A 16,226-nucleotide genomic window follows, 5' to 3' on the forward strand; every position below is an offset into this window, starting at 1 on the left:
TTACGCTTCTTGCTCTGTTGTTTCGTCTTCAATACCTAATTCTTTTTTAATCCAGTCGTAACCTTCAGCTTCTAGACGTTGTGCAAGCTCAGGGCCACCAGATTTAACGATACGACCGTTCATCATAACGTGAACGAAGTCTGGAGTGATGTAGTTTAATAAGCGTTGGTAATGCGTAATCATTAGGCAACCGAACTCTTCGCCGCGCATTTGGTTAATACCTTTAGATACAACTTTTAATGCATCGATATCAAGACCTGAGTCGATTTCATCTAAGATTGCGATTTTTGGCTCAATCATCATTAATTGAAGAATTTCGTTACGCTTTTTCTCTCCACCAGAGAAACCTTCGTTTAAGTAACGTTGTGCCATTTCTGGATCCATTTCTAGGAATTCCATGTTTTTATCTAATGTACGGATAAATTTCATAAGAGAAATTTCATCGCCTTCTTCACGACGTGCGTTAATTGCAGAACGTAAGAAGTCAGCGTTTGTTACTCCGCTAATTTCACTTGGATATTGCATTGCTAGGAATAGACCCGCTTGTGCGCGCTCGTCTACTTCCATTTCTAATACATCTTCACCGTCAATGATGATGCTACCTTCTGTTACTTCATACTTTGGGTGACCCATAATTGCAGAAGATAAAGTTGATTTACCTGTTCCGTTAGGTCCCATAATTGCGTGGATTTCTCCACCTTTTACTTCAAGGTTTACACCCTTTAAAATTTCTTTGCCGTCAATTGATACGTGTAAGTCTTTAACCGTTAATGTAGAACCAGCCATCTCAATACCTCCATTAATCCTATATATACATTTTAAAAATTCCTAAAACGTTCATATTCTCATTTTATTCTCATTCTAATTTTATATCAAATAAAATGATATCGCAAACGACGAAAAAAAGTAACCGTTTTTTCACAAATGTATATAAGTATTTCCTTTACATCTTTCTATGATACACCTTTCTTCTTATTTATATAAAGAAAAAAGGACTGGTAATTTCCCAGTCCTTTCCTTATATTTATTCACTTACCGGAAGTACAGCACCTTTATATTCTTTATTAATAAAATCTTGAATTTCTTTTGAATGTAACACTTCTACTAGCTCTTTAATTTCTTTTTTCTTCTCATCACCTTTACGAACTGCAATGATGTTTGCATACGGAGAGTCTGCTCCTTCAATCGCAATTGCATCCTTCGTTGGATTTAATTTTGCATCAATTGCATAGTTCGAATTAATGAATAAAGCATCTCCCTCATTATTTTCATACAACTTCGGTGAAAGTCCAGGTTCAACATCTGTTTTAAATTTTAAGTTTTTCGGATTTTCGACTACATCTTTTACTGTCGCCTTAACCACATCTACACCATCTTTAAGCTTAATCACGCCGCCTTTTTGTAACAATGCTAACATACGGCCACGCTCCGCTACGTTATTACTCATAATCACTGTCCCGCCATCTGGTAAGTCTTTTAAGCTTTTATATTTCTTAGAATAAATGCCCATTGGCTCTAAATGGATTTTTCCTGCGTTTACAATTTTATATCCTTTTTCTTGGATTTCTTTATCTAAGTAAGGAATGTGTTGGAAGTAGTTCGCATCAATTTCCTTATCCGCTAACGCTTTATTCGGCAACACATAATCTTGGAATTTTTTAATTTCTAATTTAATACCCTTTTTCTCTAATATCGGCTGTGCCTTTTCTAAAATAACAGCGTGCGGCACGTTAGAAGCTCCAACAACAAGCTTATTCTCCTCTTTCCCTCCGCAAGCAGCTAATGCAAATACAGACAACGCTGTAACAACTGACAATAGAATCTTTTTCATATGATGTCCCCTTCTCCCCAATAGTTATGTAGTTATGAAAAAGAGCTGGCATCAGACCAGCCCTTTTCAGCAATTATTCTTTTACAGGAACAACTGCCCCTTTATATTCTTTATTAATGAAGTCTTCAATTTCTTTAGAATGTAATACTTCTACAAGAGCTTTAATCTCTTTCTTATCTTTATCGCCTTTACGAACAGCTACTATGTTTGCGTACGGTGAATCATTTCCTTCAATTGCAATGGCATCTTTTTCCGGATTTAACTTTGCATCAATTGCATAGTTAGAGTTAATTAAAACAGCATCGCCTTCTTTATTGTTATACACTTGTGGCAATAAACCAGGCTCGATATCCGTTTTGAATTTTAGATTTTTCGGATTATCTGCAATATCTTTTGGAGTTGCTTTAACTGGATCTATTCCGTCTTTAATCTTTAAAATGCCTTCTTTTTGTAAAATCGCTAAACCACGTCCATGATCAGCAACTGAATTACTCATAATGATTGTTGCACCGTCCGGAAGTTCTTTTAAGCTCTTATATTTTTGAGAATATACACCAATTGGCTCTAAATGAATTTTTCCTGCTACTTCAAAGTCATACTTTTTATCTTTAATTTCTTTTTCTAAATACGGAATGTGTTGGAAGTAGTTTGCATCTAAATCCTTATCCGCTAACGATTTATTTGGTAATACGTAGTCTTGGAATTTTTTAATTTCTAACTCAATTCCTTTTTTCTCCAGTAACGGTTTTGCCTTTTCTAAAATTTCAGCGTGCGGTACGTTAGAAGCACCAACAACAAGTTTCTTTTCATCTTTATCTTTCCCGCCACAAGCAGCTAAACCAAAAATTGAAGTTGAAATAAGTGCCGTAAGTAATAATTTTTTCATTTGAAACATCCTCCCGTTTTTTATTATCGTTTATCTATTCGAGTCGTTAAACTATCACCAATCCACTGAATTAAAAATACAACTAGTAATACACAAATTGTCGCAACGATTGTTACATCGTTATTCCCTCTCTGGAATCCTTCTAAGTAAGCAAGTGTTCCAAGACCACCAGCACCAACAACTCCCGCCATTGCTGTATAGCCTACTAAAGCAATTGTCGTAACTGTAATACCAGATACTAATGCTGGTAACGATTCTGGAATCAATACTTTTAAAATAATTGTGCTTGTTTTTGCTCCCATTGCTTTTGAAGCTTCAATTACACCTTTATCAATTTCGCGAAGTGCGATTTCAACCATTCTCGCGTAGAATGGTGCCGCTCCAATAATTAAAGCTGGCAGCGCTGCACTTGCTCCAAGAATTGTTCCAAGAAGAATCTTTGTGAATGGGATTAATAAAATAATTAAAATGATGAACGGTATAGAACGGAATATGTTTACGAATGCTCCAATCACCGTATTAATTGATTTGTTTTCCCATAAATTATCTTTCGCTGTCATGAAGAGTAACAATCCTAAAATTAGTCCTAAAACAAATGTCGCAAGAGCTGCGATTGCCGTCATATATAACGTTTCACCAGTTGCTTCTAACATTTGATTCCAATCAACATTTGCGAGTAACTTATCCATGTGCAATCACCTCCAGCTCTACTTGATCTTGATGAATTCCTTCTATTGCTTGCTGGATCGCTGTTTCCTCACCATTTAAATGAACAACTAAACTACCGTAAGAACCGTTATTCGTTTGTGCGATATTTCCTTGCAAAATGCTAACTTCTATATCACTGCGTTGCATCAATCGTTGAAGCACTGGTCTTTCTACAGCCTCACCGATAAACTGCAAACGAATCACTTTTCCATCTGGATATTTTTCAATTAAACTTTCAATCGTTTCATTTGTATCTTCAGAATCTGTTAACTGCTGTACAAATCGTTTCGTAATATCTTGCTTCGGATTACGGAATACATCAAGTACTGGACCCGTTTCTACAATCTTTCCTCTCTCCATTACCGCCACTCGATTACAAATCTTTCGAATTACGTGCATCTCATGTGTAATGAGTACAATTGTTAAACCAAGGCGCTTATTAATGTCTAATAGTAAATCCAAAATTTGATCTGTCGTTTCTGGATCAAGAGCTGACGTTGCCTCATCACATAAAAGTACTTGTGGGTTGTTAGCTAATGCTCTTGCAATCCCAACGCGTTGTTTTTGTCCCCCGCTCAGCTGAGATGGGTACGCGTCTCCTCTTCCTTCTAATCCAACAAGATGAATTAATTCATCAACACGTTTTCTTCTCTTCGTTTTATCAACACCTGCAATTTCAAGTGGAAACTCTATATTTTCACGTACAGTTCGTGACCAAAGTAAGTTGAAGTGCTGAAAAATCATTCCGATTTCTTGCCTTGCCTTACGAAGTTCACTTCCTGTAATTGCTGATATAACACGATTCGCAATTGTAATTTGGCCAGAAGTCGGTTTCTCTAACTGATTAAACAATCTGATTAAAGAACTTTTCCCAGCGCCGCTATATCCGATAACACCAAATATTTCGCCTTTTTCTATTTTTAAATTGGCGTTATCTACAGCAGTGACATCACCGCTTTTCGCCTTATATATTTTCCTTACATTCTCTAATAGAATCATGATGTTCACCCCTTTTTTGTTTAGGTCGACTCCGCAATTTTTTATTTTTAATGCGTGTAGTCCACTGTTATCATTACTTTTATTATTTGAATGTCCTCCACATTCAAACAATAAAAAAACCTTTCTGCTTTAGAGAAGCAGAAAGGTTTATATGCGTATATAACAACATTATCCCTCTCTCTCATCTCTCAAAGCATTCGCTTTGCAGGAATTGGCACCATTTCAACATAAGTTGACGGTTGCCGGGCTTCACAGGGCACAGTCCCTCCACCTCTCTTGATAAGAGAAATCAGATTCAATTTTCGTCTGATTTGAAATTTATGAAATTGTCTATATTTTATGACTTGAATTGTATCAATATACACTCACCATGTCAACAGAAATTTTCGTAAAAAATGAAACTTCAGAATTTTAAGCACCTACTGACATCGGTTTACATATATGAAACATCGATTCCACTAATAACATCGTTCGGTACGTTCCTGAATATTGTACACGTCCATCATTCATTAACATTTGCAATCGTACATTTCCATTCACCAATTGTTCTATATCCTTTTCGTCTAAGCAAATGATTTGTTCCGTTCCTCTTTCCTCATGTACCAGCTCTATATAATCTCTTGAAATTTGTAACGAACAACTTTCATCTCTAAAGCGGAAATTAACAGTTTTTTCTTCTTGTCTTAAAAGTGGCTCTAAATGATATTGACCATTAGCGTAATTTACAAATGATTGAAGCAAAGAATATAATCTCACCCTAAATCACATCCTTCATATCACTTTCTATTACATACCATTCCCTCTCACTAAAGAGCAATCCTGTTATTTTCGCTCGACAAATACTGTATCCATCCTGCATCTCGACATATTTCCCAAGAAATATGTCGAGGCGGCAAAAATTTTGCCGCCTACTTTAATTCCGTATATAAATATTCAACCGAATGAAATGCATATATCTTCTTCATCAGTGTCCCATTTTCAAAAACAAGTAAACAAGGTACACTTTCAATCCCATACTCTTTCGCTAAATGCGGAGCATAATTTAAATCTAACATCCCAATTTTGAGGCCTTCAATTGTCATCTCAACGACTGTTAACATCTTTTTTGCTAATTGGCATGTTCCACACATTGGAGTATATACATATAACACTGTTTTTTCTTCATTCTCTATTAGGGCTGTAGCTTCGGCTCCTGTCCAATCGATCACTTCTATCATTCCTTACCGTAAATATTCTGTATAAACGTCAATGTCGGCTCCCCATAATACATTTGCTAAGTGTGTAGATGGCGCAGTTGCCACTTCTCGGTACGAGCGATCAATATAGATATGCTCGGCTTGCGGAAATTCTTTTCGAAATTGTTTCCTTAACTTTTCTCCAGCATCATCAGCATCCACTAGCACATACACTTCCTTATCAAAAAACTGATCAACGAGCTCATCCATTTTCGACAAACCAATTGTACCATTTGTACAAACAATTTCCACTGGTTCACGAATAATAGATTCAATCTTTCTTCTATCTGATGTACCTTCTACAATAATGACTTTTTCCACATAAATCATATGTCATCACCCGATCACCATATACTATACAACCTTGAACTTAGTATATAGTATATTCGTTATTTTCATGTTGTTTCCTGTTTATTTTTGCAAAAGAAAAGCGAAACCGACTGTTTAGCCCTGTTGGCTAAGGTTCTTCCGTACAGAAGACGCTTTTTGTCTTCTCGTGCGGAAGGTTCTTAGACATGAAGGGCTAGGAGTTGGAGCTAGACAACGAAAAACAAAAACGGCTAGACCTGCATAAAGATTAAACGAAAAAGTTTTTTCAAAAAACGTTCTCCTACACGATAATTAGTATATGATTCTACATTCATTATTTTACACAAAATAAAAAAGGACAGCACAAAGGCTGTCCTTTAGTCGACTATAATTAGTCTTGGTTTGTCATTTCTGCATATTTTTCTGCAGTTAATAACTTCTCAACTTGGCTTGCATCAGAAAGTTCAACTTTAACCATCCATGCACCCTCGTATGGAGATTCGTTAACAAGTTCTGGTTGGTCACTTAATTCTTCGTTTACTGCTACAACTTTACCGCTTACAGGTGCGTATAACTCAGAAACTGTTTTAACAGATTCTACGCTTCCGAATGGCTCGTCAGCTTCGATTGTTGCACCTACTTCAGGAAGTTCAACGAATACGATATCACCTAGCTCACCTTGTGCAAAGTGAGTGATACCGATAACAACTTCATTACCTTCAGTTTTTACCCATTCGTGTTCTTCAGAGTAACGTAAATTATTTGGAATGCTCATGACTGTACCTCCAGTGAATGTATTAATTATGTAAAAATACCTTATTGGTACTTTTTCCACACACTTTCAAACTGCTCTTCGTTAAAACCAAGTGTTACATTCGTTCCATCTGTTACAATTGGACGTTTGATCAACATGCCATCAGATGCTAAAAGCTCATACATTTTGTCTTCGCTTGCATCTTTCAACTTATCTTTCAGACCAAGTTCACGGTAACGCATTCCACTTGTATTAAAGAATTTTTTTAATGGTAATTCACTTTTTTCATGTAAATTACGTAAATCTTCTTTTGATGGTGGATTTTCAACAATATGAATCATCTCATATGCTACATCGTTTGCCTCAAACCATTTCTTTGCCTTTTGACATGTGCCACACTTTGGATATGAATAAAATGTTACTGTCATAAATTCACCTACTTTTTTACTAACCTTTACCTTTATCATATAGAAAACGTTTTATTATTTCAAACCATTATTCGCTAAACTTTTACTTATTTCGTGATAATTTTTAATAATCCTGCGAATTTTTCTTATTTTTCCGCCATTTGTTAAGAAAAAAATAAATATATAAATTTTTTTAGATTCTGCACCAAACATATATCTTAAACAAGCGTTTGATTAATTTCTTATTTTTCTTTGTTAACCTTTGAACTACATGAGTTTCTTTCTACCGAACATACAGCTTAAACAAACGTTTGATTAATTCTCCATTTTTCTTTGTTAACCTTTGAGCTGCATCGATTTCTTCCTACCGAACATACAGCTTAAACAAACGTTTGATTAATTTCTTATTTTTCTTTCTTAACCTTTGAACTACATGAGTTTCTTTCTACCGAGCATACAGCTTAAACAAACGTTTATTTTTAAAAAATAAGAAGCCTTTTTTACAGGCTCCTTCATCATCGACTTAAGTAATCCGAAATGGTTTGAAATACGACTATATACATATTATGAATATTTCGATCGGAAACAGTATCATTATATAATCCCATACCCCAATATTGACCTTCAGGGTTCCCCATATTTACAAACCCTTGCGTATACGTCATCGTTTTATCCTTGGGGGTATTATCATAATCTAAATCCTTGTTAGTAAAAATTAAATACGGTCTATCTTGCAAACCAATAAAAAATACCGGCTTCTTTAACGATAAAAATAAGTCCGTATACTGCTCCTTTGATGCCTCTTTAAAGTATTCTTTCATAACGAAAAAACCATCAACTTTTGCTGATTTCTCCTGCATTTCTTCTAACTTTATACTTTCAAACTTTACATTCCTAAACGTATCTTTCGGCTTTTCTCCAACAACTCCAATTACGAGTGCTCTTCCGTTATATTCTAATTTTTCTCCTTCGTTATTCTTTGCACACCCAGCACCTACTAGGCATAACAATATAAAAACTAAAAAATATGATAAACGCTTCATTTAGCACCCTCACCCTTCTTTTTAGTCAAGTGACAAAAACGTAAGGTTAATTCAAGAAAATGTAAGTAAAATCGATAGCCCAATTCACGTTTCTATATTATAATCAATTGAATTTACTTACATTACTAAACATAGGAGATCAACATGAAGAAATTTAAACTTTCATCTTTTCTTCCGTTAAGTTATATACTTCTACTCGTACTCGTAAGTCCCCTTTACGACGTATTAAATAAATCGACTGTTCACGCAGTAGACGTTACAACTGTAGTAGATGATTGGATTCCATTTGTAAAAGCATTTATTATTCCTTATTTACTTTGGTTTCCATACTTATACGGCGCACTTATTTATTACTGCTTCGCTGACCGAAAGCAATATTATGTCACTTTAAGTAGTGTTATTTTTGGAAAGCTTGCTTGTTTTTCTATTTATTATTTTTGGCAAACAACTGTACCGCGTCCGACTGTCGTTGGAACAGATGTATTTTCTGAACTAGTTCGCTATATTTATAGTATCGATCAACCGGTAAACTGTTTCCCTAGCATTCACGTTCTTACTACATTTGTAATTATGTTAGCTGCCTTTAAGCGTAGAGAACAACATGCTTTTGAATATTACATCCTTACTTTCTTCGGTACACTTATTATTTTATCAACGCTATTTACGAAGCAACATGCCTTTGTAGATGCCGTTTCTGGAATGACACTCGCAAGCATACTATACTTCGGCGTTCAACTCTTATTGGCCAAAGAATCAATAAGAGTTCCAGTAAAACAAAATCATAGAATGTAACATGAAAAAAAAGCAGACTGTGGCTTCTCAGTCTGCTTTTATCTATTATTAAGGAGATGTTCAATTTAAGATTGCGGTACAGTCATATCACCAGAATGAATACGACCTGCTTTTTTAAGAGCAATGTAAAGTATATAAGAAACAGCTACTGGAATGACGATATAAGTAATTACCATCGCCGGGAGAACTTCCCATCCTTCGCTGGAAATTAAATTAATTGGTGCGATAAGAGAACTTAATCCAAGACCTGCAATTTCTTTTCCTGCTTCCAGTTGGAAAATTAATGCGGATACCGGACCGACTATAGCACTGGCGACGACAGTTGGGACGAGAATCATTGGATTTTTAGTGATATTTGGCAACTGTACTTTCGGAGTACAAAGAGCTTGAGCTAATATGCCACCTAAATTGTTTTCTTTTGCTGAGATGACAGAGAATCCGATAAACTGAGCAACGCATCCGGCAAGAGCTGCACCACCTGCAACACCGTCTAAGCTAAGTGCGATCGCTAACGCAGCTGATGAAGCTGGAGAGATAAGTAATAGTCCCCAAACTACTGCAATGACGATAGAAGCGATAAACGGGCTACCAGCTGAGCTATCTTTAATGAACGCTCCAACTGCATTTAAAACAGGAGTAATATTATGAGATAACCAAATACCAACTAAACCAGAACCTAATATGGCCGCAAATGGAACGAGCATCATATCTAAAGCAGTTTTTCCGCTTAAACGTTTACCAATATATACAGCTAAAGTTGCTGTTAATAATGCACCGATTGGCTCACCAGTTTTAATAATTAGACCAGCTTCAGTAATTGAAATGGATCCGGCACCAATCGCTCCGGCTACCATCGCCGAGAAGATTACAAGACCGTTTGCACCGAGCATAAAAGCAATGCCGGCACCAATCGCTGGTGCCATTAGTGATTTTGCAACAACTCCGATTGTAATAAGTAATGGTATATCAACAATTCTTCCTATATTTTCGATTAGTAAACCAATTCCGAGGGATACGAAAATACCTTGTGCGATACCAGCAGATGCTTTAAATACACGAGACATTATATATTCCTTCATTTGTTTCACCTTCTCCTATAAGTTAGTAACCAATTGTTTTCATATAATCACGTAAAATATCGTTTGATTTTGCGAATCGAGATTCTTCATCCTCTGTTAAATTGAGTTCTACAACTTCTCTTATACCGTCTCTAGTAATAATAGCGGGTACTCCTGTACAAATATCATATTCACCGTACTCACCATCTAAAATGGCTGATACAGCAATGACACGGTGATCATCATTAAAGATTGAGCTTGCAATATATGCTAGAGAATTTCCGATTCCGTAATAAGTAGTTCCTTTACGTTTATAAATTTCCCATCCGGCTTTTGCAGTCTTCTCAACGATTTCATCTAAATCTATTTCACCAAATCGTTCTTTTTGTTCTTCTAAAATTTGCAGAATTGGCTTTCCACCAACAGTTACATGAGACCAAGCAACCATTTGAGAATCACCATGTTCTCCTAATGAATACCCATGAATACTACGAGGGTCTACATGTAGCATTTCAGATAAAATTGTTCTTAAGCGAGAAGAATCTAGTGATGTACCAGTACCGATTACGCGATTTCTAGGTAATCCAGATAATTTCCACACTTCATATGTAATAATATCAACTGGGTTCGATGCAAGTAAGAAAATACCATCAAATCCACTTGCCATTACACCACCAACAACACTTTCCATAATCTTCGCACTCGCTCCTAAAGTATCTAAGCGACTTTGTCCAGGTTTTGGTGCTGGCCCTGCTGTAATAATAACAATGTCCATATCTTTGCAGTCTTCATAGCTTCCTGCATATACTTTTGTTCTTGTATTTGTAAAGTTAATGCAATGTGATAAATCCATTGCTTCCCCAACTGCACGTTCATGATTTATATCAATTAATAATAGCTCTTCGCAAATACCTTGATTCACAATAGAATACGCACAACTTGATCCAACTAATCCAGTACCGATAATTGCAATTTTTCTTGTATGTCTTTTCATAGCAATCTCTCCTAAGTGATCATATAATCTATTTCTTTTGTTCTTTACACTCCTAATTATAGAGGTTCTCACGATAGAAACCATGGATACTTTGTGAAATATTGAGCAAAGTTTTTGTCCTTTTTGTGAATTGTCATATTCCATTTTCGTCATATTTGTTACAACTGGAAAAATATTTATTATGTATTTATTGACATATACAAAAAGAAAACGAACGAATAGATTCGCTCGTTTTCTTTTCCCTATTGTTCCGCACTTAATTGACTTTTTAATTGCTGTACAATCATCGGATTAGCAGGTGCTGCCGGTTTGTAATAACTCTTTTGCTTTGCGTACTCATACATATTACGTTGGCGCGCCTCGTCTTGATTACGAATTTGAATTAACGTTTGATGTAACTGTTCATTATCAGACTGAGCAATATAATTTGCATAGCTTGTTAAACTTGCATTTAATCCTGCTAAATAATCATTTACCATATCTTTTTCATTCATCTTTCTCTTCCTCCTATCCTAGGAAAGTCATTAATTGCTGTTTCGTATTTCGTGCATCTTGCGCATCTTTTTGTAGCATTTGTTTCAGTTGTGGATCTGTACACGTCTGTGCATACTGCTCCAACTTGTTAATAATCGTTGCATGTCCACCAATTAAATGACGTAAGTTTTCTACTTCAAGCTCTGTTAAGTTTTGCATATAACATACCCGCCTTTCTTTGTTCATTCATCATTAGTATTTGGTTCTTTTTGGATTGTATTCATCAACTTTTCCCACATATAAACAAAATAAAAGATGAATAGCTAGGCCATTCATCTTTTATGCTAAATATTCATTCAATTTTATAAAGAAACAATCATACTTATACTCACAAGTAGGTTCCATACAATATGTAAAATGATGCTAGGTAAAATAGATTGTGTTTTCTTATATAACATAGCAAATACAATCCCCATAATCATTGCCGTAACCGGAAAACCACCATGAAGAATCCCAAAGATAAAGGAAGAAATAATAATACCAACTAGAAAACTATATTTCTTTTCAAAAAATCGATACAAAATACCTCTATATAAAATTTCTTCTTTAATTGGTGTAATTATAGCAACACTTAACACATATATAATACTTTGTAGACTATTTTGAAGTCCTAAGCTCCCTAATTGATCTCTTTGCTGCTCTGCACTTTCAAAGCTAAACAACTCTAACATTACATACTGAGTTAATGCAATGATGATAAAACCTATTAATAAATACAAGTAGGTTTTCCCATTTTTTAAAATAGATACATCCCATATGTTCTTAATAAAATGAAGCACTGGTTTATACGCAAATAAAACAATAGTAACAACAGCTGCATCAAATAGAAGTAAATAATATCCCTCTAAATTAGCACGTAATACCTCTTCTCCAAAAATTCCAAGGGCTAAAGCAAGGAATAATCCCCCTAAGAGTGAGAACCCTAGAATGCTTGCAATCGTTACAACTAGATTTTTATATGTTATGTTATCTACTTCTCTTTCTGCATTATACGCGTCTAATACTGTTTTTCTCATACTATTCCTCCATTTGTTTTCATTACCTTAACAAAAAACCTTTAATACAAATATATAGATAATATAACAATTTTTTCAAAAAGAATAATATGCAATTTTACATATCATGAAAGCTTTGTATTATATAGTTTTTGGAATTAGATTACTATAGAATAATTATTAGATGAAATTCCAAAAATTTCTTATCTATCCACCATAACTCTCGCATCATATAAAATTTATTAGTTAAAGGAGCAATGAACATGAAAACACATGACTTCCTTACAGGAATCCAGAAGGGCTCTGAGCCTAGTCCATATCAAGATCCTATTGCTTTTATTTTCGTTTGCCTTTCTATATACACATTTTTCAAACCTGCTAAATAATATCATGTAATGAGAAAAAGCCTACCGCTCTTTTCGAATCATATGCACTAAAAAACCTTAGAATCACTTCTAAGGTTTTTGTTTGCCTCGTTTCTTATTCACGTAATCCTTTAATAAACGTTTCCAATAATACATATAAACTTATATCCAGATCTAACGGCAAACCAAATCCGCCTTGCTGTTCAATCGAAGCAAATCCATGACAAATACTTCTGAATCCGCGTGTCGCATGAAGTGCATTCTCTCCTTCTAAGCCATACTGTTGTAAAACTCGAAGACAAAGCTTTACAATTTCGTCACCTGCTTTTCTTACTTCTTCATCTCGTAAAAAAGTTGCTTCATATAGTCCAGGATGTTTTCGGACAAATGCTACATACGCTTCTCCTAATGCATGAATTACTTCATCCATCTGTTTATCCTCGGCCGCTTCTTCCAGTTTGTTATGCAGCTGTTTTATTCCGTAAATACCAAGATGTTTCCGTACATCTTGTAACCCTTTTACATGATTATATAGTGAGGGCGAACGTATCCCTAACCTTTGCGCTAATGAAGCTAACGTTACTTCTTGTATTCCATTTGTATCTGCAATTTCTGCAGCTGTTTCTACAATTTTCTGCAATGTAAGTCCGATTCTCGGTGACATAAATTACCCCTCTTTCTTACTTTCTATATTCCGCTTCGCTTCCTTAATAGAAAGCTCTATGACGGCCCCTGGATTCTTTATCATTTTTCCGTGCCCTGCCGCAAGCAAGGAAGGTTCATATTCGCTTAGCTTCTGTGCACTTTGTAATGATATTTCTTTGCTCCACGTTGCCATCGCTGGAAACGGAAACCAAAATTTCATTTGTCCCGAAACAGCCATACCTCCTCTTGTTTGAAATGCATCCCCAACAATAAGAGCTTTATTTCGTACATCAAGAAACGACATGGATCCTGGTGTATGTCCCGGTGTCATAATCGCAAGAAGCGATCCAACTCGGTCGCCATCTTCTAATAAAACATCAGGTACCGTTTTTACTTTTTTAGGTACACCGCCTTTTATCGGTATATTCGGTTCATCCTTTTGTAACGTCGTATCTCCTTCTAACAGCTTTGCGTCCCGCTTAGAAATATGGACTGGAACATGAGGAAGTACTTCCTTTAATGCATCTAATGCACCGATGTGATCATCATGCGCATGTGTTAATACAATCTTAGTAATTGGTTTTCCTATTTTCTCAGCCGCCTGTAAAATACCTTTTGCGCTATATGGCAAAGCCGCGTCAATTAAAGTTAAACCATCATCTTCCTCTACAAAGTAACAATTTACAGGAAACGCTCTTGGCAAAAATGACAATTGATATAACGTTTTTTCATGTATCACCCTCATAGTCCCATCTCCCTTTTCACGAAAACTAATACCATTAGTTTTATTATACTAATGGTATTAGTTTTATGTCACTAAAAATTTCTTTTTTTCAAAAAAAAGAACAGTAGCCGTATAAACGACTACTGTTCTTTAAAGATATTAAACTGTGTAACGCTCATCTTCTAAAATTTTCGCAGCGATTTCACGTTTCTTCGGAATTACGTTAAGTGGTGTGTGGCGAGTTAATTTACGTAATGATGATAACATCATGCGCAGCATGTCGCCGTTTTCAACTGCGATAAGTGTTTCTTTCGCGTCTGCTTCGATTTCGTTAAATGCTTCTTGGCAGAATACTTCAGTGTATAACACTTTTTGTTTATTCTTTTCAAGACCAGTTGTTTTGATTGCTTTTTCTGTACGAAGAACAGCTGATTCCATTGCGTATAGGTTGCTTACGATGTCAGCGATATTCACAAGAATTTCTTGCTCTTTATCTAATGCTTTACCGTATTTTTGAGCAGCTAATCCAGCTACCATTAAGCCTATTTTCTTCGCATTAGTTACTAAATACTTTTGAAGTGCTAATGGCTCATCGCCTACTTCTTCTGGCATCATCATCATTAACTCTTCTTGTAATTTTTGTGCTTTTTGAAGAAGTGGTAATTCACCTTTCATCGCTTTACGTAAGAACGTACCTGGTACGATTAGGCGGTTAATTTCGTTCGTTCCTTCGAAAATACGGTTAATACGAGAATCGCGGTACATTCTTTCAATCTCGTATTCTGCCATAAATCCGTAACCACCGTGAATTTGAACACCTTCATCTACTGTATAGTCTAATACTTCAGAACCGAATACTTTGTTTAAAGAGCACTCGATTGCATATTCAGCGATAGAAGCTGCTACTGCTTTACCGTCTTTTACTTCTTCTTCAGATAATGTGCTCATGCGGCTTTCGAATAAACCTACTGTACGATATACAGAACTTTCAGCTGCATATGTTTTTGCTGCCATATTCGCAAGTTTCTCTTGAATTAATGGGAAGCGAGCGATTGGTTGCTTGAACTGTTGACGTTGGTTTGCATATTGTGCTGAAATTTCTACTGCACGTTTTGCAGATCCAACTGTACCAACACCTAATTTATAACGACCGATATTTAAAATGTTGAATGCGATAATATGACCTTTACCGATTTCACCAAGTAGGTTTTCTTTCGGTACTAACGCATCTTCTAAAATTAACGTACGAGTTGAAGAACATTTAATACCCATTTTCTTCTCTTCAGGGCTTGTAGATACACCAGCGTATTCTTTCTCTACGATAAATGCTGAGAAATGCTCTCCATCAATTTTTGCATATACAACGAATACGTCAGCGAATGCAGAGTTTGTAATCCACTGTTTTTCACCGTTTAATACATAATGTGTACCTTCTGCATTTAAACGTGCAGTTGTTTTTGCGCCTAATGCGTCAGATCCTGAACCTGGCTCAGTTAATGCGTATGCAGCTAATTTTTCACCAGTTGCAAGTAATGGTAAATACTTTTTCTTTTGCTCTTCGTTACCGAATAATACGATTGGTAAAGATCCGATACCTACGTGAGCACCGTGAGTGATTGCAAAGCCGCCAGCGCGAGAGAATTTCTCTGCGATTAACGCTGAGCTTACTTTATCAAGACCAATCCCACCGTACTCTTCTGGTACGTCAGCGCCTAATAAACCAAGCTCCCCAGCTTCTTTTAAAAGACGAACTGAACGATCAAATTCATGTTGCTCTAAATATTCAAGCTCTGGAAGAACTTCATTTACGATAAAGTCCTCTGTCGTTTTTGCAATCATTTTATGCTCAGATGAAAAATCTTCTGGCGTAAACACTTGATCAATCGTAATCTCATCAACTAAAAAGCTACCGCCTTTAACCGCATTTCCTACTGTTTTTTCCATGAA

20 protein-coding genes and 1 riboswitch are annotated in these 16,226 nt (G+C 35.8%); of the genes, 1 reads left to right on the top strand and 19 read right to left on the bottom strand.

Features of this window, described 5'->3' with window-relative positions:
- From sufC to ACUXVC_RS25165, 11 genes are all read right to left on the bottom strand, one after another.
- Window positions 1-786 (bottom strand): Fe-S cluster assembly ATPase SufC, encoded by a 786-nt coding sequence (gene sufC / locus ACUXVC_RS25115; protein ID WP_000929163.1) that lies wholly within the window; start codon window positions 784-786, stop codon window positions 1-3.
- 238 nt (window positions 787-1,024) lie between these two features.
- Window positions 1,025-1,831 (bottom strand): methionine ABC transporter substrate-binding lipoprotein MetQ, encoded by an 807-nt coding sequence (gene metQ, locus ACUXVC_RS25120; RefSeq protein WP_095690035.1) that lies wholly within the window; start codon window positions 1,829-1,831, stop codon window positions 1,025-1,027.
- Between the two features lie 73 nt (window positions 1,832-1,904).
- Window positions 1,905-2,717 (bottom strand): methionine ABC transporter substrate-binding lipoprotein MetQ, encoded by an 813-nt coding sequence (gene metQ, locus ACUXVC_RS25125; RefSeq protein WP_053563423.1) that lies wholly within the window; start codon window positions 2,715-2,717, stop codon window positions 1,905-1,907.
- Between the two features lie 23 nt (window positions 2,718-2,740).
- Window positions 2,741-3,406, bottom strand: coding sequence for a methionine ABC transporter permease (locus ACUXVC_RS25130; RefSeq protein ID WP_000359401.1), 666 nt, complete (start codon window positions 3,404-3,406; stop codon window positions 2,741-2,743).
- A complete protein-coding gene (locus tag ACUXVC_RS25135) occupies window positions 3,399-4,424 on the bottom strand; it encodes a methionine ABC transporter ATP-binding protein (RefSeq protein WP_000601791.1) in 1,026 nt (341 codons plus the stop codon). The genes ACUXVC_RS25130 and ACUXVC_RS25135 overlap by 8 nt, the downstream gene beginning before the upstream one ends.
- 178 nt (window positions 4,425-4,602) lie before the next feature.
- Window positions 4,603-4,710: riboswitch (SAM riboswitch) on the bottom strand.
- A gap of 125 nt (window positions 4,711-4,835) precedes the next feature.
- Window positions 4,836-5,180, bottom strand: a complete 345-nt coding sequence (locus ACUXVC_RS25140) for a hypothetical protein (RefSeq protein ID WP_001242140.1) — start codon at window positions 5,178-5,180, stop codon at window positions 4,836-4,838.
- 152 nt (window positions 5,181-5,332) lie between these two features.
- Window positions 5,333-5,641, bottom strand: a complete 309-nt coding sequence (locus tag ACUXVC_RS25145) for a thioredoxin family protein (RefSeq protein WP_002025020.1) — start codon at window positions 5,639-5,641, stop codon at window positions 5,333-5,335.
- Window positions 5,642-5,644: 3 nt separating this feature from the next.
- A complete protein-coding gene (locus ACUXVC_RS25150; RefSeq protein WP_000640870.1) occupies window positions 5,645-5,989 on the bottom strand; it encodes a toprim domain-containing protein in 345 nt (114 codons plus the stop codon).
- Window positions 5,990-6,359: 370 nt separating this feature from the next.
- Window positions 6,360-6,743, bottom strand: coding sequence for a glycine cleavage system protein GcvH (gcvH, locus tag ACUXVC_RS25155; protein ID WP_000026896.1), 384 nt, complete (start codon window positions 6,741-6,743; stop codon window positions 6,360-6,362).
- Window positions 6,744-6,784: 41 nt separating this feature from the next.
- Window positions 6,785-7,150: an arsenate reductase family protein gene (locus tag ACUXVC_RS25160; RefSeq protein WP_446026157.1), complete on the bottom strand. Its 366-nt coding sequence runs from the start codon at window positions 7,148-7,150 to the stop codon at window positions 6,785-6,787.
- Between the two features lie 494 nt (window positions 7,151-7,644).
- Complete coding sequence (locus ACUXVC_RS25165) at window positions 7,645-8,172, bottom strand: hypothetical protein (protein WP_000826910.1); 528 nt, start codon at window positions 8,170-8,172, stop codon at window positions 7,645-7,647.
- A 144-nt stretch (window positions 8,173-8,316) separates the two neighbouring features.
- Between ACUXVC_RS25165 and ACUXVC_RS25170 the strand changes: the two genes are divergently transcribed.
- Window positions 8,317-8,964, top strand: coding sequence for a phosphatase PAP2 family protein (locus ACUXVC_RS25170; protein ID WP_000713773.1), 648 nt, complete (start codon window positions 8,317-8,319; stop codon window positions 8,962-8,964).
- A 65-nt stretch (window positions 8,965-9,029) separates the two neighbouring features.
- On the opposite strand, the gene ACUXVC_RS25175 is transcribed toward ACUXVC_RS25170, so the two are convergent.
- The 8 genes from ACUXVC_RS25175 to ACUXVC_RS25210 all read right to left on the bottom strand — a co-directional run bounded on the left by ACUXVC_RS25175 (window position 9,030) and on the right by ACUXVC_RS25210 (window position 16,223).
- The gene (locus tag ACUXVC_RS25175) at window positions 9,030-10,043 is read right to left on the bottom strand and encodes a PTS transporter subunit IIC (protein ID WP_000666168.1); all 1,014 of its coding nucleotides are present in this window, start codon (window positions 10,041-10,043) and stop codon (window positions 9,030-9,032) included.
- 22 nt (window positions 10,044-10,065) lie between these two features.
- The gene (locus ACUXVC_RS25180) at window positions 10,066-11,016 is read right to left on the bottom strand and encodes an L-lactate dehydrogenase (protein ID WP_000820648.1); all 951 of its coding nucleotides are present in this window, start codon (window positions 11,014-11,016) and stop codon (window positions 10,066-10,068) included.
- A 242-nt stretch (window positions 11,017-11,258) separates the two neighbouring features.
- Window positions 11,259-11,510 carry a spore coat protein gene (locus tag ACUXVC_RS25185; RefSeq protein ID WP_001002982.1) on the bottom strand — a complete coding sequence of 84 codons (252 nt, stop codon included), beginning with the start codon at window positions 11,508-11,510 and terminating at the stop codon, window positions 11,259-11,261.
- Between the two features lie 13 nt (window positions 11,511-11,523).
- Entirely contained in the window at window positions 11,524-11,709 is a 186-nt protein-coding gene (locus ACUXVC_RS25190) for a hypothetical protein (protein ID WP_001180555.1), read from the bottom strand.
- A 143-nt stretch (window positions 11,710-11,852) separates the two neighbouring features.
- The gene (locus ACUXVC_RS25195; protein ID WP_001232991.1) at window positions 11,853-12,566 is read right to left on the bottom strand and encodes a CPBP family intramembrane glutamic endopeptidase; all 714 of its coding nucleotides are present in this window, start codon (window positions 12,564-12,566) and stop codon (window positions 11,853-11,855) included.
- 459 nt (window positions 12,567-13,025) lie between these two features.
- On the bottom strand, window positions 13,026-13,574 hold the full coding sequence (locus ACUXVC_RS25200) for a TetR/AcrR family transcriptional regulator (RefSeq protein ID WP_446025869.1): 549 nt from the start codon (window positions 13,572-13,574) through the stop codon (window positions 13,026-13,028).
- Between the two features lie 3 nt (window positions 13,575-13,577).
- Complete coding sequence (locus ACUXVC_RS25205; protein WP_088022049.1) at window positions 13,578-14,300, bottom strand: MBL fold metallo-hydrolase; 723 nt, start codon at window positions 14,298-14,300, stop codon at window positions 13,578-13,580.
- Window positions 14,301-14,438: 138 nt separating this feature from the next.
- Window positions 14,439-16,223, bottom strand: coding sequence for an acyl-CoA dehydrogenase family protein (locus ACUXVC_RS25210; RefSeq protein ID WP_000416293.1), 1,785 nt, complete (start codon window positions 16,221-16,223; stop codon window positions 14,439-14,441).
- Window positions 16,224-16,226 lie beyond the last annotated feature (3 nt).

Source organism: Bacillus sp. N6 (assembly GCF_052805735.1).